The 16,886-nt window shown below is 72.1% G+C and carries 14 protein-coding genes and 1 pseudogene; 8 read left to right on the top strand and 7 right to left on the bottom strand.

Annotated elements, in window-relative coordinates; translation table 11 throughout:
- Positions 1-20: 20 nt before the first annotated feature.
- Both B1205_RS08470 and B1205_RS08465 read right to left on the bottom strand, forming a co-directional pair.
- Positions 21-233, bottom strand: coding sequence for a DUF397 domain-containing protein (locus tag B1205_RS08470; protein WP_089155102.1), 213 nt, complete (start codon positions 231-233; stop codon positions 21-23).
- Between the two features lie 72 nt (positions 234-305).
- Positions 306-1,277, bottom strand: a complete 972-nt coding sequence (locus B1205_RS08465) for a helix-turn-helix domain-containing protein (protein ID WP_089155101.1) — start codon at positions 1,275-1,277, stop codon at positions 306-308.
- Positions 1,278-1,478: 201 nt separating this feature from the next.
- Here B1205_RS08465 and B1205_RS08460 point away from each other — a divergent pair, with 201 nt between their 5' ends.
- Complete coding sequence (locus B1205_RS08460; protein WP_089155100.1) at positions 1,479-2,744, top strand: MFS transporter; 1,266 nt, start codon at positions 1,479-1,481, stop codon at positions 2,742-2,744.
- Between the two features lie 58 nt (positions 2,745-2,802).
- On the opposite strand, the gene B1205_RS08455 is transcribed toward B1205_RS08460, so the two are convergent.
- Positions 2,803-3,045 (bottom strand): mycoredoxin, encoded by a 243-nt coding sequence (locus B1205_RS08455; RefSeq protein WP_089155099.1) that lies wholly within the window; start codon positions 3,043-3,045, stop codon positions 2,803-2,805.
- Positions 3,046-3,136: 91 nt separating this feature from the next.
- Between B1205_RS08455 and B1205_RS08450 the strand changes: the two genes are divergently transcribed.
- The 3 genes from B1205_RS08450 (at position 3,137) to B1205_RS08440 (ending at position 6,177) form a co-directional block, all read left to right on the top strand.
- The gene (locus B1205_RS08450) at positions 3,137-5,290 is read left to right on the top strand and encodes an ATP-dependent DNA helicase UvrD2 (protein WP_089155098.1); all 2,154 of its coding nucleotides are present in this window, start codon (positions 3,137-3,139) and stop codon (positions 5,288-5,290) included.
- A gap of 129 nt (positions 5,291-5,419) precedes the next feature.
- Positions 5,420-5,671 (top strand): hypothetical protein, encoded by a 252-nt coding sequence (locus tag B1205_RS08445; RefSeq protein WP_089155380.1) that lies wholly within the window; start codon positions 5,420-5,422, stop codon positions 5,669-5,671.
- A gap of 140 nt (positions 5,672-5,811) precedes the next feature.
- Positions 5,812-6,177 carry a WhiB family transcriptional regulator gene (locus B1205_RS08440; protein WP_073828771.1) on the top strand — a complete coding sequence of 122 codons (366 nt, stop codon included), beginning with the start codon at positions 5,812-5,814 and terminating at the stop codon, positions 6,175-6,177.
- A gap of 318 nt (positions 6,178-6,495) precedes the next feature.
- Here the strand turns inward: B1205_RS08440 and B1205_RS08435 are convergent.
- The 3 genes and pseudogenes from B1205_RS08435 to B1205_RS29600 all read right to left on the bottom strand — a co-directional run bounded on the left by B1205_RS08435 (position 6,496) and on the right by B1205_RS29600 (position 9,255).
- A pseudogene (locus B1205_RS08435) lies at positions 6,496-7,787 on the bottom strand (ABC1 kinase family protein).
- 10 nt (positions 7,788-7,797) lie between these two features.
- Positions 7,798-8,910: a hypothetical protein gene (locus B1205_RS08430; protein WP_089155097.1), complete on the bottom strand. Its 1,113-nt coding sequence runs from the start codon at positions 8,908-8,910 to the stop codon at positions 7,798-7,800.
- Positions 8,911-9,087: 177 nt separating this feature from the next.
- On the bottom strand, positions 9,088-9,255 hold the full coding sequence (locus B1205_RS29600) for a DUF5679 domain-containing protein (protein WP_007464795.1): 168 nt from the start codon (positions 9,253-9,255) through the stop codon (positions 9,088-9,090).
- 474 nt (positions 9,256-9,729) lie between these two features.
- Between B1205_RS29600 and B1205_RS08425 the strand changes: the two genes are divergently transcribed.
- Positions 9,730-10,251: a M48 metallopeptidase family protein gene (locus B1205_RS08425; RefSeq protein ID WP_089155096.1), complete on the top strand. Its 522-nt coding sequence runs from the start codon at positions 9,730-9,732 to the stop codon at positions 10,249-10,251.
- 380 nt (positions 10,252-10,631) lie between these two features.
- Positions 10,632-11,234 carry a hypothetical protein gene (locus B1205_RS08420; RefSeq protein ID WP_089155095.1) on the top strand — a complete coding sequence of 201 codons (603 nt, stop codon included), beginning with the start codon at positions 10,632-10,634 and terminating at the stop codon, positions 11,232-11,234.
- Between the two features lie 101 nt (positions 11,235-11,335).
- Here B1205_RS08420 and B1205_RS08415 read toward each other — a convergent pair whose 3' ends face one another.
- Positions 11,336-12,538: a zinc-dependent metalloprotease gene (locus B1205_RS08415; protein WP_441338462.1), complete on the bottom strand. Its 1,203-nt coding sequence runs from the start codon at positions 12,536-12,538 to the stop codon at positions 11,336-11,338.
- Positions 12,539-12,722: 184 nt separating this feature from the next.
- Here B1205_RS08415 and B1205_RS08410 point away from each other — a divergent pair, with 184 nt between their 5' ends.
- Positions 12,723-13,736, top strand: coding sequence for a YlbL family protein (locus B1205_RS08410; RefSeq protein ID WP_176308498.1), 1,014 nt, complete (start codon positions 12,723-12,725; stop codon positions 13,734-13,736).
- A 122-nt stretch (positions 13,737-13,858) separates the two neighbouring features.
- Positions 13,859-16,843, top strand: a complete 2,985-nt coding sequence (locus B1205_RS08405; protein ID WP_176308497.1) for a UPF0182 family protein — start codon at positions 13,859-13,861, stop codon at positions 16,841-16,843.
- The last annotated feature ends 43 nt before the right edge of the window (positions 16,844-16,886 follow it).

Genomic DNA, 16,886 nt, shown 5'->3' with positions numbered 1-16,886 from the left:
GGCCCCCGGCATCCGCCGGATCAGCCCAGGTCGAACTGGCCGTCCTTCGTTCCGGCGAGGAACCCGGCCCAACCGGCCCGGTTGAACAGCAGCACCGGTCCGCTCGGGTCCTTGCTGTCGCGCAGCGCCACGGTCGCCGGCCCGCTGCCGAGCGGCGCGACCTCCACGCAGTTGGAGGTCTGGCTGCGGGTGCTCTTGCGCCAGGCGGCGCCGGTGAGCGAGATCTCGTTCATGGTGTCCTGCTCCTGGTGAGGTGCTCCGATGGGAACGAGTGACGCCGGAGCCCGGACGGTGTCCGCGCGGGATCACCGTTCCGACGTGAGGCGCCCCGAGTCGCGGCGACGCTGGGTCGGCGCCGTTGCCGGCCCGTACGTCGCGGTGGACTCGACTGCCGTGCCGGTCGGCCGTCCCGCCGCCTCGGTCAACCAGGAGAGGGTGTCCGATGCGGAGAGTGCCGACGAGCGTAGCCACTCGAACACCACTTTATAGCGATTTAGGGTGTTTACCGCGGTCGACATGACGTCGGTGGACCCGGTTTCGATGGCCAACGTCTCCGGATCGAGGGGATCGGCGAACCGGTAGACCGAGAAGGCGGTCGGCGGCAGGTACCAGTCACCGACGCGGGCGTCCCGCAGCAGCAGTCGCAGCTCCACGTTCGGCAGCCGGCCCAGCTCACGCAGGTGGAGGAGCTGATCGTGCAGCACCTCCGGCGGCCCGGCCCGCCGGTCGAGCGCGGTCTCCTCCAGCACGGCGGTGTAGCGGGTCAGGTGACTCACCAGCGACTGCCGGGCCTGCCGGGCGGCGACCTGGGTCTCCGGGTCCTCGGTCTCCGGGTCGCCGGCCTCCTGGGCCACCCTCGCCGCGGACAGGATCCGGTGCCGCGCGTACCCGGGGGTCTGCAACAGCCCCGGCACCAGCACCGGGTTGTACTCGGAGATCTCCGCGCAGCCCGCCTCCAGCTCGGCGAACGCGCGTTGCTGTTGCGTCATCACCGGGAAGTTGCGCAGCCAGCCGCGCATGTCGCCGGCCTCGTGGGTGATCCCGGTCAGCTCCGCGCGTAAGTCGTCGTCGGCGCCGTAGAGCGTCAGCAGGGCGTCGACGTCCTCCGGATCGGGGCGGCTGCGACCGTTCTCCAGCCGCGACAACTTGGATGCGGAGGCCCAGCCCACCCGGTCGATGACCTGGTCACCGGTGAGATTGGCCTGTTCGCGGAGCCGACGCAGCTCGGTGCCGAGTCGACGACGGCGCAGAAACGGGCCTGGTGCGGCAGGAGGCACGGCGTCCTCTTTTCCGTCGACCGTCGCGGGACGCGACGGTAACTGTATGGAATTCGCCCCCCACGGTCAGTATGGACGGCGCGACCGGTGTCGGAGGGTCCGGCGAGGGCGTGTCACGAGACAAAAAGAGGACTGTGAAGAGCGTCTTCACCGTCGCCCACCCCGACGCGCCTGGTGGCGCACCCCTGCCGGAGGGAACCGATGCGCATCGTCCTGCGCCGCCCCGACTTCCGTCTCCTCTTCATCGCGCTGGTGGCCAGCACGGCGGCGGAGTCGATCCTGCTGCTCGCGCTCGCCGTCTGGGTGAAGGACCTCACCGGTTCGGACAGCCTGGCCGGCGCGACCGTCTTCGCCGTCGTCGCGCCGATGGTCCTCGCCCCGCTGGTCGGCTGGGTGGTCGACCGCCACCGCCGCCGGCCCTTCTTCATCGCCGCCAACCTGGTCGCCGCGGTGCTGCTCGGTCCGCTGCTCACCGTGCGGGACCGGGATGACGTGTGGGTGATCTACGTGGTCGCCGCGCTCTACGGCCTCTGCACCATCACGTTGACCGCCGTGCACCACGGGCTGATCCGGCACCTGGTGCCGGCCGAGCTGCTGGCCGACGCGAACGGCGCGCTCCAGACCGTCCGGCAGGGGCTGCGACTGGTCGGGCCGCTCGCCGGCGCCGGCATCTACGCCGCGGTCGGCGGCTGGCTGCTGGCCACCCTGGCCATGGCCGGGTTCGTGGTCGCCGCGGCGGTCGTCGGCCCGCTGCGGGTGGACGAGAGCGCACCACCACCGTCCGGGCACGGCCGGCCGTCCGGACCGGCCGCCGGGCTGCGCCACCTGGCCGGTGAGGCGGCGATACGCCGGGCACTGGTCGGCTACGGGCTCGGCTCGCTGGTGATGGGCTTCACCGAGTCGCTGATCTTCGCGTACGTCGATCTGGGCCTGCGCCGCGACGCCGCGTTCGTCGGCGTGCTGGTCGTGATCCAGGGGATCGGTGGTCTGGTCGGCGGCCTGCTCTCGGCCGCCGTGGTCCGCCGCCTCGGCGAGGTGGGCGCGCTGGCCGCCGGGGTGACCTTCTTCGGCCCGGCCGCGCTGGCGCTGGCGTACCCCCGGTTCTGGCTCGGGGTGGCGGCGCTGCTGCTGGCCGGCGTCTCGTTGCCGCTGACCATGGTGGGACTGCACACGCTGGTGCAGCGGCGGACCCCGCCGGCGCTGCTGGGTCGGGTCACCGCCGCGTCGAAGGCGCTGGTCAGCGGCCCGCAGGCGATTTCCATCGGCACCGGCGCGCTGCTCGTCGGCATGGTCGACTACCGGTTGCTGTTCGCCCTGGTCGGGGTGGTCACCACGGCCGCCGGGCTCTACCTCTGGCGGGGCCGTGGGCTCACCCCGCCGGCCGCCGGACCGGCCCGCGTCCCGCAGCCCCGCCGGCCGCTCGACGAGGAACTGCTCGCCACCACCCGCCGGCACCGGACGCGCTGAGACGGCGAACGGCCGCACCCGAAAGCCGGGTACGGCCGTTCGTGCGCGTCGCGGCTGGTCAGCCGGGAAGGGCGGCCAGGTGCTGCTTGACCTGGGTGATCGAGGGGTTGGTCAGGGCGCTGCCGTCGGCGAAGCGCAGCGTCGGGACGGTCTGGTTGCCGCCGTTGACGCTCATCACGAAGTCCGCGGCCTTCGGGTCCTGCTCGATGTCGACCACCTCGTACGCGATGCCCTCCCGGTCGAGCTGCGACTTCAGCCGGTGGCAGTAGCCGCACCACGGGGTGGAATACATCGTCAACATGGTCTGGTCCTCCCAAGGGTGGCTGGCGCCCGGTCCGTTCCGGCCAGGCTAACCGCTGCAACATCACATGGGGCTGGGATGATTCCCTGCTGTGGGCGTTCACTCAGGGGCGGAACAGGTGCTGGCCGGGCTCGATCCGGAGCAGCGGGCCGCGGTGACCGCCCCGGCCGGGCCGGTCTGCATCCTGGCCGGCGCCGGCACCGGCAAGACCCGGGCGGTCACCTCGCGGATCGCGTACCGGGCGTTGACCGGGGACATCGCCGCCCGGCACGTACTGGCGGTCACGTTCACCGCCCGCGCCGCGGCCGAGATGCGGAGCCGTCTCACCGTGCTCGGCGTGCGGGGTGTGCAGGCGCGCACGTTCCACGCGGCGGCGCTGCGCCAGGTCCGGTACTTCGCCCCCCGGCTGCTGGCCGGCCGGGCCATGCCGGAGCTGCTGGACAGCAAGGTGCGGGTGGTCACGCTGGCCGCCGCGAAGGTGGGCCTGCGCGCCGACCGGGCCGCCGCCCGCGACCTCGCCGCCGAGATCGAATGGGCGAAGTCCTCCCTCGTCGAGCCCGGGGAGTACGTGGTGGCCGCAGCCAAGGCGCTGCGTGAGACGCCGTACGAGCCGGCCCGGGTGGCGGAGGTGTTCACCGCGTACGAGCGGCTCAAGCGCGGCAACGGGGTGATCGACTTCGAGGACATGCTGCGCGCCGCGGTGTGGGGGATCGAGGAGCACCCGGACGTCGCCGAGCAGGTGCGCAACCAGTACCGGCACTTCGTGGTCGACGAGTACCAGGACGTCAACCCGCTCCAGCAGCGGCTGCTGGACACCTGGCTCGGTGGTCGGGACGACCTCACCGTGGTCGGCGACGCCAGCCAGACCATCTACTCGTTCACCGGCGCGACCTCGTCGTACCTGGTCGACTTCCCGCGCCACCACCGCGGCGCGACCGTGGTCCGGCTGGTCCGCGACTACCGGTCCACCCCGCAGGTGGTCGGGCTGGCCAACGCGGTGATCTCGGCGGCCCGGGGCGCCGAGGCCCGGCTGCGGCTGGAGCTGCACGGCCAGCGCCGGCCCGGCCCCGAGCCGGAGCTGCGGATCTTCACCGACGAGCCGGCCGAGGCCAACGCGGTCGCCGCCCGCTGCCGGGCGCTGGTGGCCGGCGGGACCCCGGCACGCGAGATCGCGGTGCTGTTCCGCACCAACGCGCAGTCCGAGGCGTACGAGAAGGCGCTGACCGAGGCCGAGGTGCCGTACGTGCTCCAGGGCGCGGAGCGCTTCTTCGAGCGGCCCGAGGTGCGCCAGGCGATGATCGCCCTGCGCGCCGCCACCCGGTCCCTACCCGGGGAGACGCCGCTGCCGACGGCCGTGGTGGAGGGGCTCGGCGCGGTCGGTTGGTCGCCCGACGCGCCCCCGGCCGGCGGCGCCGCGCGCGAGCGCTGGGAGGCGCTCGCCGCGCTGGTCCAGCTCGCCGAGGAGTACGCGGCGACGCCGCAGGTCCTGCCGATCGGGGAGGCCGCCACCGTGGAACGGCCGGTGACGCTGACCGACTTCACCGAGGAGTTGGCCCGGCGGGCCGCCCAGCAGCACGTACCCACCGTGGAGGGGGTGACGCTGGCCTCGCTGCACTCCGCCAAGGGGCTGGAGTGGGACGCGGTGTTCCTGGTCGGGCTGGCCGAGGGCACGCTGCCCACCACGTACGCGAGGACGCCCGAGCAGGTGGAGGAGGAGCGGCGGCTGCTCTACGTGGGGATCACCCGGGCCCGGGAGTGGCTGTGGCTGTCGTACGCGACGGCCCGCTCACCCGGCGGGCGGGCCCGGCGGCCGTCCCGTTTCCTGCCCCAGCTCGACCGTTCGGGTGGCGGCGAGCGGGCCGGCGGGAACCCGGCCCGGCGGGCCGAGCGGCGTCGTCCCCAGGTGGTCTCCTGCCGGATCTGCGGCGCCACGCTGCTCGCCGGCGCGGACCGGAAGCTGGGCCGCTGCCCGACCTGCCCGTCCGACCTGGACGAGGAACTGTACGAGCGGCTGCATGACTGGCGAGCGCGGGTGGCCGGCGCGCAGCGGGTGCCCGCGTACGTGGTCTTCACCGACGCGACGCTCACCGCATTGGCCGAACGCAAGCCGGTTCGCACCGAGGAACTGGTGGCGATCGCCGGCATCGGGCCCCGAAAAGTCGGTCTATACGGCGATACGGTGCTGGCCCTGGTGGCGGGCGCTCCGGTGGACGACGTCTGCCCACAGAAAACTTCTGAGAACTAGCCGTAAATCGTTTGCCCTCGCCTGCGGGCGAGGAATAGCCTCAGGACACACCTCACGAGCCGCGCTGTTCTGGCTGCTCACGGGGGATGAGTCCATGGTCGGCACGAGGAAAGGCAGGGGGTGGCCCCAATGGAGACTTACACCTATGAGCGTCCGGCGGCGATGCCAGCTGCCCGCTTCCCGCTGTCGGCCGTCCGGGTGGCCCTTGCCGCTCGACCGTCGGCTCCGCAGGTGCACCAGGCCCAGATTCAGGCCGAGCTGAATCTGACCGTCGCGCCGTGGCACGGAGTCGAGGGGACCAGTGGCTTCACGGGCATGGGCATCGACGCCAAGAAGCGCACGGATGTCCGCGGTGTTCCACCTCGAGGTAGACCGGTCTGATCCATCAGACCACCGGCTCACCTCGAGGCCGCGGAACCCGCTCACCGGGATCCGCGGCCTCAGTTTTTTGTGCACCGCCGTAGTGCCGAACGTCGGAAATGCGATCCACGAGATCGAAGTGAGAGAGAGGTGACCGGAGGATGAGTCTGGCGTTGGCCCCACTCGACGTGAGCGTCGAGGTGGAGGCGAACCTGCCCTGCCGGAAGTTCGACCCCGACCTGTGGTTCTCCGACTCGCCCGCCGAGCTCGAGCTGGCCAAGTCGCTCTGCGGGGACTGCCCGCTGCGCGTCGAGTGCCTGGCCGGGGCGGTGGAGCGGGCTGAGCCCTGGGGCGTCTGGGGCGGCGAGATCTTCGAGCGTGGCGCGGTCGTCCCGCGCAAGCGGCCCCGTGGCCGTCCGCGTAAGGAGGACCTCGCCCGCGACGCCCAGCTCCGGGTCGAGGCGGAGGCGCGACTGGCGGCCAGCGGGCTGTCCGAGTCGCGCAGCGCCGTCCGACTGGCAGCCTGACACACCTACGTTCCGAAACCGATCGACGCCGGTGTCCCTCCACCGGCCGACACGAGAAGAGAAACCGATGCTGCACCTGCCGAACGGAACCGAGATGCAACTACTCCACGAAGCGTTGTCGAGGGCTCGAATGCCCCGGCCTCAGGCCGGTCGCACCACCACGAGCACTGAGGCAACCCGTTCCGCCCGTACCGTCGCCATGCGGAGCCGCGGCCAGTCGGCCCGTGACCTGGGCGTACTCTAGATCGACAAACGATGGAAGGGGCGGTGACCGGTTGGTCGCCGCCCCTTCGGCATGCTGCGGCCCTGGCTGGCCCCTCAGGCCACCGGGGCGAAACCGGGCAGCCAGCGCTCCAGGATCGCCCGGTAGGACGCCTTCGCCTCCAACTGGCAGAGCACGCCGATCGAACCCAGCGTGACCCGGTGGATCATCAGGTACGACGGCGGCAGGTTGAGCTGCCGACTGAGCTGGTAGGCGGGGGAGCGGGGGCTGGCCAGCCGGGCCGCCTCGGCGCGCAGCCAGGCCCGGGTGAAACGGAACTCGTCGGCCGCGATCGGCTCCAGCATCGGGCGGAGGAAGTCGAGCACCGCCGGGGCGTCGATCTGCTCGTTCCGGCCGACGAAGCCCTCGCCCCGCAGCCCGTCCACCACGCCGTCGGCATCCCCGCGCAGCGCGAGCGCGGCGATCCGGCCGATCGGTTCGGGGGTGCCCTCCGGCATCCGGGCCACCGCTCCGAAGTCGATCACGCCGAGCCGGCCGTCGGGCAGCAGCCGGAAGTTGCCCGGGTGCGGGTCGGCGTGCAGCAGCCCGGCCCGCTCCGGTGCGGAGAGGTGCAGCTCGGCCATCAGGTGTCCGGCCCGGTCGCGCTGTGCCTCGGTGCCCTCCCGGATGATCTGGGACAGCGGGATGCCCTCGATCCACTCGGTGATCAGGACCCGGGGTGCGGCGTCGAGCACCTCCGGGATGAAGATGTCCGGGTCGTCGGCGTACGCGGCGGCGAAGGCCCGCTGCGACTCCGCCTCCAGCTCGTAGTCCAGCTCCTCGGTGATCCGCTCCCGCAGCTCNGCCGGGAGAGCTGCTTGAGGTCGGCGAGCAGGGCGTCGCCCGCGCCCGGGTACTGGATCTTCACGGCCACGTCCCGGTGCTGCGGGCCGCCGTTCGGCCCGTACCCGGGGTCGCGCCAGACCGCGCGGTGCACCTGGCCGATGCTGGCCGCGGCGGCCGGGGAGTCGTCGAAGGAGACGAACCGGTCCCGCCAGTCCGGCCCGAGCTGCTCGGCGAGCACCTTGTGCACGGTCGCCGCGGGCAGCGGCGGCGCGGCCTCCTGGAGCTTGGTGAGCGCCTGGCGGTAGGGCGCGGCGACCTCCTCCGGCAGGGCGGCTTCGAAGACCGACAGCGCCTGGCCGAACTTCATCGCCCCGCCCTTGAGCTGCCCCAGGACGCTGAACAGCTGCTCGGCCGTGCGCTGCTGGATCTCGGCGGAGATGACGTCGGACGCGAGCCCGGTGACCCGCTTGCCCATGCCGAGGACGGTTCGACCGGCGAATCCGAGCGGCAGGGCGGCGAGTTTGGCGGTGCGGGACACGGCCCGGCGCGGGATGTCGGTCACCCGGCCATTGTTACCGACGCGAGGGGCCTGCTGCTGCCGTGCGGCCGGGAGCGGGTGGGCGCGACCGGATCGGGCGACGCCCGGAACAGCCGCAGGAGGGGTGCGGCGACCACCGTCGGCGGCGCAGACGCCCGGCGCCCCGGATCTCCACCGCGCAGCCGAGCGTCTCCGGGGTGCCGCCGTCGAGGTGGGCCAGCGCCTCGGCCGCCGCGAAGGCCACCGCGGCGAGCCGGGTGGTCGCCGCGCAGGCCGGCTCGGCCGGGTCGGCCGCGAGCTGGGCGGCGAGCGCCGGCCAGCCCGGGTCGCGGTCGCCGCGATGCAGGTCGAGGCAGCGCAGGCAGGGACCGGCGGGCGGGCGCACCAGCGGCCCGACCATGGGTACGCCACCGCGCAGGTCGAGCAGGAGGTGCGGCTGCCGGCGGCGGGCGTACCCGGTGGCGAGCAGATCGGCCGGCCGGTCGGCGCCGAGTTGCACCACCAGATCCGGTCGGCCGGACTGGAACGGCCGGGTGCTCGTGCCGGGCGCGCACCGGCTCAGCGCCGCGCGTACCGCCGGGGCCAACGGCCGGCCCAGTTCCGCGCCGCTCAGGCCGGTCCCGACCAGGTCGCCGGGGCGGACCGGGCCGGCCAGATCGGGTACGACGTGCCCGATCCCGGCCTGCGCCAGCGCGATGGCGACCGCCGCACCGAGCCGGCCCGCGCCGGTGACCAGCACCCGGGCCGCCCGGCGGCGGCGTAGCAGCCGGGCCGGCGTGCCGGGCAGGTCGGGCATGGCCAGGGCCAACGCCTCGGCCTCGCCGGTCAGCCTGGCCCGGAGGGGGCCGGTGAGGTCGCGAGGGAACAGGCTCTGCGCCGAGACCAGCAGGCCGGCGTTCCGGAGCGTGTCGAGCAGGGCCCGAGCCTCGTCGGACGGCACCCGGGCGGCGGCCGCGGCGGCCAGCACCGCCCGCTCGCTACGCGTGCCGTCGAGCAGGTCGAGCAGGCTGGTGGTGCCCGGCGTGGCGACCTCGAGCAGCAGTGCCCGACCCGGGTCGACGCCGAGTTGGAGCGTGCGGCGGTCGCGCCAGAGCCGGGGCAGGCCCGGCAACAGGGTCGGCCGGCTGAGTGGAGTGGGATGAGTCACGCCACGAAGAGTGACCGCTCCTCATCGGTGCGTCATTCGTTGTCCACAGGTGCGGCGGCCCTTGGCCAGCCTTGTCCACAGCATTCCGCCGGTTTTCCACAACTGGCGGGTAACCATGTCGGATGCGCGACGGGGGAGGGGCGGCCCGCAGCCATCCCTCCCCCGTACGCCGGACGATCAGACCTTGGCCTTGCCCAGGATGCGGTTCACTGTTGTGCCGCACACCGGGCACTTGCCCTTGGCCATGTTCATGCCGGTCTTCGAGACCTCCACGTGCCCCTCGAAGTCCCGCTTCTCCTTGCACTTCACGCAGTAACCGTTGTACGTCTGGGCCTGGTCGGCCACGGTAGCCTCCTCGTCTCGTCCGCCGGAGGTGCCCGGCGGGTCTCCCCGCGTCGGGCCACGCGTGACGCCGGCGCCCGGGGATTCTCGCGATCAGTCTCCTGATCACTGGTTGGCGGACCCTACCCAGGTCTGGGCGGTTCCATGTCAGCTGCACGCCGACTCTGTGAGCAAGTCGACGTCGAGAGTGTGCACGCCGAGTTACGTCGGATAAGTGAGTTTCGCGAGGACACGCCGGTTAAATGCGCTCAGATCCCCTTCGCGCGGCCCCGCCGCTGACGACCCGTCGTAGATCACCTAACCTGGGTGGCGGGCCGGGAGTGATGGTCAACTACGGTCGCAAAGAATTTTTTCCGGACTCCTGTCAACCAACCGTCACTTTCCGGGCGCGTGTCGTTGTGTTGACTCTTGCGGAGCCCTGGTCACTACGCATTACCTTTCCCTCGTGACAGTCAACCGAGGCTGCGCGGGCCGATAATGGCCGTCACGCGGAAGCCCGTCGTCGAGGTGCGGCGCAGCCAGCGCCGACGGCGCACGGTGTCCGCGTACCGGGACGGGGAGCGCGTCGTCGTGCTCATCCCCGACCAGTTCTCCCGGGCCGAGGAGAGCGAGTGGGTCGACCGGATGCTGGCCCGGCTCGCCGCCCGGGAGGGCAGGTTCGCCCGCTCCGACACCGAACTGCTCGCCCGCGCCACCCGGCTGATCGCGCTCTACCTGGCCGAGCACGGATCGGGCGCCGCGCCGGCGAGCGTCCGCTGGGTCACCAACCAGAACGGTCGCTGGGGCTCCTGCACCCCCGCCGACCGCACCATCCGGATCTCCCACCGGGTCCAGGACATGCCCGACTGGGTGATCGACTACGTCCTGCTGCACGAGTTGGCGCACCTGATCGTGCCCAGCCACAACGCCCAGTTCTGGGCCCTGGTCGCCCGCTACCCGAAGTCGGAGCGTGCCCGCGGCTACCTGGAGGGCGTAGCCGCCGCCACCACCGTCCCCTGACCCCGCACCCCCGCACCCCCGCTCGCATCGTCGATCATGAAGTTGGCTGTGCAAAAGAGTTGGTGGAGGGGTGCCCGTCTCATTAGGCGGGCTTCGCGTTCAGATCTCTGAGACGCGAAAGATCTTGGTATAGAAGCGCCCCTATGGGGGCCGCTTCGTACCAAGATCTCGGCATCCGGTGCGGGATGAGTCGGGTGTGGGGATTTGATCGGCCCTGCGGTTGGCAGGTCCTCGTCGGGCCGAGCCGGGGTGGGGCGGGCCGAGGGCGGGTGGGGCGGCGTGGGTGGGGGATGGCGCCGACGCCGACGCCGATGCCGACGCCGGCGCCGACGCCGATGCCGGGGGAGGGGTGGGGGCGGTTGGCGGGTTAGGGTCGGCGGATGATTCGGCGTGTGGTGGTGGCGTTGCTCGGTCCGGTGAGCTGGGCCCCGCCGGGGATCGATCCGGGACGGTGGCGGACGGCCCTGGCCGAGGACGTGGTGGACCTGCTCGCCACGTTGAACGAGGTGGAGACCGCGGTGGCGGTCACGCCGGCCGACCGGCGGCTGGCCGACGCGGTGGTGTGGCCGGGCACGGCCGTGTACGAGGTGGCGGAGACCACCCCGAACGCGGTCTTCGCCGCGCTCGCCGGCTACGACCAGGCGGCCGTGGTGGCCGCCGACGCGCCGGACGTGCCCGGACTCACGCTGGGCAAGTTGCTCCGGCCGCTGTCCAGCCGGCCGGTGGCGGTCGCCCCGGTGGAGGGGACCGGGCCGGGTCTGCTCGGGGTGGCCGCGCGGTTGCCCGTGCCGGGGTGGTTGCCGACGCTGGATCTCGACACGGCCGCCCCGGCCGAGGTGCGCGCCGCGGCACCCCAGCCCGGCGACGTGGCCGTGACCGCCGGCTGGCGTCGGCTACGTGGCCCGGCCGACCTCGGCGCGCTCGACCCGGCGTTCGAGGGCTGGGACGCAACCCGCGCCCTGCTCTCCGGCCGGCCCGGCTGACCGCTGGCCCCGCCGCCCCGCGCGCCTTCGATCCACCGCACGCCGGGCCCACGCTCGGGGCCCGCACGCGGATCCGTGCGGGCCCCGAGCGCGTCGCTGGGTCAGGACTTGTCGTCGCCCTCGCCGGGGGTCGGCTCCTCCGGTGCGCCCGGTGCGGAGAAGTCGAAGGTGGCGAGCTCGTCGTCCAGGTCGCTGCCGGCCGCGGCGAACGCCTCCGGAGCGGCGAAGTCGTCGTCCGAGGGGAGCAGGTCGGGGTGACCCCAGATCGCGTCCCGGCCGGCGATGCCGCGCTGCTCGGTCAGTGCCGCCCAGAGCACCGTCGCCTCCCGCAGGCGGCGTGGCCGCAGTTCGAGGCCGACCAGGGCGGCGAACGTCTGCTCGGCCGGGCCGCCGGCGGCCCGGCGGCGGCGGAACGCCTCGCCGAGGCGTACGACGTTGGGCAGGCGGTCGCCGGCGGCGCTGTCCACCACATGGCACACCCAGCCCTCGACCAGGGCGAGGACGGTCTCCAGCCGGGCCAGTGAGGCCTTCTGCGCCGGGGTGTCCTCGGGGGTGAAGATGCCCTCCAGCGCGATCGCCTGCATCGACTCCGGGTCGGTCGGGTCGACCCGGCCCATCGCCTCCTCGATCGCTTCCCGGTTGACCCGGATGCCGGCGGCGTAGTTCTCCACCGCGGTCAGCACATGCCCGCGCAGCCACGGGACGTGTTGGAAGAGCCGCTGGTGGGCGGCCTCGCGCAGGGCCACGTAGAGGCGTACCTCGTCCTCCGGCAGCTCCAGGCCCTCGCCGTACGCCTTGATGTTGGCGGGGACGAGCGCGGCGGCGCCGGCGGGGCCCAGCGGCAGGCCGATGTCGCCCGCGGAGAGCACCTCGGCGGCGAGCGAGCCGAGCGCCTGGCCGAGCTGGCCGCCGAAGAGCGCGCCGCCGAGCGTGGCGACCATCGACTGCATCGGGCCGAGCTGGGCGCGGGCCTCCGGCGGCACCAGGTCGCCCATCGCGCCGACCATCCGGCTGGCCACCGGGTCGCAGAGCTTGCGCCACACGTCGAGCGTCTTGAAGATCCACTCGTTGCGGTTCCAGGCGACCGACGAGCGGATGCCGGACGGCCACGAGGTCGCGGGCTCCAGCCAGAGGTCGGCGATGCGCAGCGCCTCCTCGACCGCGTTGCGTTCGAACGGCGAGACCGCCGGGTCGCCGGCGGCGGCGAGCTGACTGGCGGCGACCTGCCGGGCCAGGTCCCAGTTGACCGGCCCGCTGCCCGGCGCGGACAGCAGGTGCTGCAACTGCGACATGAACTGCTGCATCTGCGCGGGATCGTTGGGGTCTGGTGGTTGACCACCCGGGAGCGCGAAGCCGAACGGAATATCAGGCACGACGTCTACGGTACGCGGGCCCCGCCGCAGGTCGTGCCCGTCGGCGTTGCGCTGAGGGCGAAGTCCTCCGGTCACCGCGCCGGGCGGCGCGGGACGGATCGGTACGCTCTGGCGCATGAGACGTCGCGGCGTGACCGTCCTGCTCGGTGCCCTGCTCACCGCCCTGCTCAGCGTCGGCGTGTTGAGCGTGCCGCTGCCGTACGTGGTGCTCGGCCCGGGCCCGACCGTCAACACGCTGGGCAGCGAGGACGGCAAGGAGATCATCCAGGTCACCGGTCGCGCGACGTCCACCTCCGCCGGGCAGCTCCGGCTCACCACGGTCGGCGTGCAGCCCACCGTCCGGCTCCGGTCGGCGCTGGCCGGCTGGTTCTCCTCGGACGAGGCGGTGGTGCCGCGGGAGTTGGTCTACCCGCCGGGGGAGTCGCAGGAGGAGGTCGAGAAGCGCAACGCGGAGGACTTCCAGAACTCGCAGACCAGCGCCGAGACGGCGGCCCTGCGCGAGCTGGGCTACCCGATCCGGGTACGGGTGAAGGCGGTCACCGCGGGCGGGCCGTCGGTGGACGTGCTCCGGCCGGACGACGTGGTCACCTCCGTCGACGGCACGCCGGTGACCAGCGCGGCGAAGCTCACCGAGCTGATCCGGGCCAAGCCGGCCGGCACCGCGCTGACGATCGGCTACACGCGGGGCGGTACGCCGGGCACCGCCACCGTGACGAGCCGCGAGCAGGACGGTCGACCGCGTATCGGCGTCGAGATCGACCAGCAGCAGCCGCACCCGTTCACTCTCAAGATCGACCTCGGGGACATCGGCGGGCCGAGCGCCGGCCTGATGTTCACCCTCGGCATCATCGACAAGTTGGAGCCGGCCGACCTGACCGGCGGGAAGATCATCGCCGGCACCGGGACCATCGACGACGAGGGGCAGGTCGGCCCGATCGGCGGCATCGCGCAGAAGCTGGTCGGCGCGAAGCAGGCCGGCGCGAAGGTCTTCCTGGTGCCCGCCGACAACTGCGCCGAGGCGGTCCGCAACCCGCAGCCGGATCTGCCGTTGCTGAGGGTGGCGACGCTGGACGACGCGTTGACGGCGCTGGAGGCGTTGCGCGCCGGAAGGCAGCCGACCCGCTGCTGAGCAGGACCGGTCACCGAGCGCCGAGGAGATCGTGACGCGACCTTGACCCGACGTGTACAGGAACACCCCGTACTCTGGGTGCCTGGTCGGAGCCGATCACATCGAGCGTGCGGAGCCAAACAGTGGTCATGCGTAGCACTCCCCTGCCGAGGATGAGCCGACGCGGGCGCGTCACCATCGGGGTACTGATCGGGGTGTTCGTGTTGTTCACCCTGCTCGGATGGGGCGTCAACGCCTGGACCGACTGGCTCTGGTTCGACGAGGTCCGCTACACGCAGGTCTTCACCGGCGTGCTCGCCACCCGGCTGCTGCTGTTCCTGGTGGTCGGTGTCGGCCTGGCGTTGATCGTCGCCGGCAACCTCTGGCTGGCCTACCGGCTGCGGCCCCGGCTGCGCCCGCACTCGGCCGAGCAGGCCACGCTTGAGCGCTACCGGGCCCTGCTGAGCCCTCGGCTCGGCAGTTGGATCGCGCTGGCCTCCGCCGTGGTCGGGCTCTTCGCCGGGCTCTCCGCGCAGAGCCGGTGGAGCCAGTGGCTGCTGTTCCGCAACGGCGGCGACTTCGGCGTCAAGGACCCCGAGTTCGGCGTCGACGTCGGCTTCTACGTCTTCCAGCTCCCGTTCTGGCGCTACCTGCTCGGCATCGGCTTCACCGCGGTGGTGCTGGCCCTGCTCGGCGCGCTGGCCGTGCACTACGTCTTCGGCGGCGTCCGGTTGCAGGGCGTCGGCGACCGGATGACCAACGCCGCCCGCGCCCACCTCAGCTCGCTGGTCGCCGTCTTCGTCCTGCTCAAGGCCGTCGCCTACGTGCTCGACCGGCGGGCCATGCTGCTGGAGTACAACGAGGGCGCCAAGCTCTACGGCGCCGGCTACGCCGACGTGAACGCGCTGCTGCCGGCGAAGGAGATCCTCGCCTGGATCTCCGTCCTGGTGGCCGTGGCGATCATCGTGTTCTCCAACGCGGTGATGCGGAACCTGGTGTGGCCCGGCATCTCGCTCGCCCTGCTCGGCGTCTCCGCGGTGGCGATCGGCGGCATCTACCCGTGGGCCGTGCAGACGTTCGAGGTGAAGCCGAGCGCCCGGGACAAGGAGGCGCCGTACATCGAACGCAGCATCAAGGCGACCAGGTCCGCGTTCGGTCTCACCACCACCAAGACCACGCCGTACGCGGCGAGCAACCTCGTGCCACCGGCGAGCCTGGCCACCGACACCTCGGTGGTGTCCAACGCCCGGCTGCTCGACCCGCAACTGGTCTCCGAGACCTACACCCAGCTCCAGCAGGTGCGTGGCTTCTACGACTTCGGCTCGAAGCTGGACATCGACCGGTACTCGGTGAAGGACAAGACCTCCGACTACGTGGTCGGCGTCCGCGAGATCAACTACGGCGAGCTGACCGACCAGCAGAGCAACTGGATCAACCGCCACACCGTCTACACCCACGGGTACGGCCTGGTCGCCGCCCCGGCGAACCAGGTGGTCTGCGGCGGCCAGCCGTACTTCGTCTCCGGCTTCCTCGGCGAGAAGGCGCAGGAGGCGTGCTCCTCGCCGACCGAGGAGATCCCGGCCCAGCAGCCGCGGATCTACTACGGCGAGCGGATGGAGCCGAACGACTACGCGATCGTCGGGCAGACCGGGGACCGTAACGTCGAGTTCGACCGCCCGACCTCGACCGGCGGTGAGCAGTACTACACCTACACCGGCGAGGGCGGCGTCGAGGTCGGCTCGTTCGCCCGGCGGCTGCTCTACGCGATCAAGGAGCAGGAGTCGAACTTCCTGCTCTCCGAGGCGGTCAACGAGAACTCGAAGCTGCTCTACGTGCGTAACCCGCGCGACCGGGTGGAGAAGGTCGCGCCGTTCCTCACCCTCGACGGGGACCCGTACCCGGCGGTGGTCAACGGCCGGGTCCTGTGGATCATCGACGGCTACACCACGGCGGCGACCTACCCGTACGCCGAGCGGGTCAACCTCCAGTCGGAGACCGCCGACGAGCTGACCGGCCGGGGCACGTTCCAGCTCGCCCGGGAGAACGTCAACTACATCCGAAACTCGGTCAAGGCGACCGTCGACGCGTACGACGGGACGGTCAAGCTCTACTCGTACGACGACACCGATCCGGTGCTGAAGGCGTGGAACAAGGCATTCGGCGGCGACCTCGTGCTGCCCAAGGGGGACATCCCGGCGGAGCTGGCCGAGCACTTCCGCTACCCGGCCGATCTGTTCAAAGTGCAGCGCAACCTGCTGACCAAGTTCCACGTCACCGACCCCGGCGACTTCTACTCCGGTCAGGACTTCTGGCAGGTGCCGAACGTGCCGGACGCGCCGGACAGCGGGCAGAAGCAGCCGCCCTACTACCTGTTCACCCAGTTCCCGGGGCAGGACGGGCCACGCTTCCAGTTGACCTCCGCGGTCACCCCGAACGGGCGGCAGAACCTCGCCGCGTTGGTCTCCGGCTCGTACGTCGATGGGCAGCCGCGCCTGGAGGTGCTGGAGCTGCCGGACCAGACCCGGATCTCCGGGCCGACCCAGGTGCACCAGCAGATGACCAACAACGGCGACATCCGGCAGCAGCTCAACCTGCTCTCCTCGAACCAGGCCCAGGTGCAGTACGGCAACCTGCTCTCGTTGCCGTTCGCCGACGGGATGCTCTACGTCGAGCCGGTCTACGTGAAGAGCAGCAGCCAGGACGCGTACCCGCTGTTGCAGAAGGTGCTGCTCTCCTACGGCGACGGCGGTTCGTACGTGGTGCTCGCCAACAACCTCAACGACGGCATCAAGCAACTCGTCGAGCAGGGCAAGCGGGCGGGTTCGGGCACTCCGCCGCCCGCGACCGACGACGGCGACACTCCGCCGCCGACCGGCGGGAACAACACCCCGCCGCCGCTCACCGGCGAACTGGCCGACGCGGCCGGCAAGGTGCAGAGCGCCATCGCGGAGGTCAAGGCGGCGCAGACGTCCGGCGACTTCGAGCGATACGGGCGGGCGCTCAAGGCGCTCGACGACGCGATGGCCGCCTTCCAGCGGGCCCAGGCGGCGGCGAACGGATCGGCCACTCCTGCCGGTACGACCTCACCGTCCGCGCCGGCCTCGCCGGCACCGTCACCGAGCAACTGACACCCGTTTTGCGCCCCGTGGGGCGTGTGCGCTACGGTTAACG

Source organism: Micromonospora sp. NBS 11-29 (assembly GCF_002140155.1).
Taxonomy (GTDB): Bacteria; Actinomycetota; Actinomycetes; order Mycobacteriales; family Micromonosporaceae; genus Micromonospora.
This window is presented reverse-complemented; position numbering and strand designations above follow the sequence as displayed.

What these genes read in the sequence shown, in the direction of transcription:
- B1205_RS08410 (WP_176308498.1), top strand. Translation starts at nt 12,723, where the DNA reads ATGAGACGTCGCGGCGTGACCGTCCTGCTCGGTGCCCTGCTCACCGCC.
- B1205_RS08460 (WP_089155100.1), top strand. Translation starts at nt 1,479, where the DNA reads ATGCGCATCGTCCTGCGCCGCCCCGACTTCCGTCTCCTCTTCATCGCG.
- B1205_RS08470 (WP_089155102.1), bottom strand. Translation starts at nt 233, where the DNA reads ATGAACGAGATCTCGCTCACCGGCGCCGCCTGGCGCAAGAGCACCCGC.
- B1205_RS08445 (WP_089155380.1), top strand. Translation starts at nt 5,420, where the DNA reads ATGGAGACTTACACCTATGAGCGTCCGGCGGCGATGCCAGCTGCCCGC.
- B1205_RS08440 (WP_073828771.1), top strand. Translation starts at nt 5,812, where the DNA reads ATGAGTCTGGCGTTGGCCCCACTCGACGTGAGCGTCGAGGTGGAGGCG.
- B1205_RS08415 (WP_441338462.1), bottom strand. Translation starts at nt 12,538, where the DNA reads ATGCAGCAGTTCATGTCGCAGTTGCAGCACCTGCTGTCCGCGCCGGGC.
- B1205_RS08425 (WP_089155096.1), top strand. Translation starts at nt 9,730, where the DNA reads ATGGCCGTCACGCGGAAGCCCGTCGTCGAGGTGCGGCGCAGCCAGCGC.
- B1205_RS08420 (WP_089155095.1), top strand. Translation starts at nt 10,632, where the DNA reads ATGATTCGGCGTGTGGTGGTGGCGTTGCTCGGTCCGGTGAGCTGGGCC.
- B1205_RS08455 (WP_089155099.1), bottom strand. Translation starts at nt 3,045, where the DNA reads ATGTTGACGATGTATTCCACCCCGTGGTGCGGCTACTGCCACCGGCTG.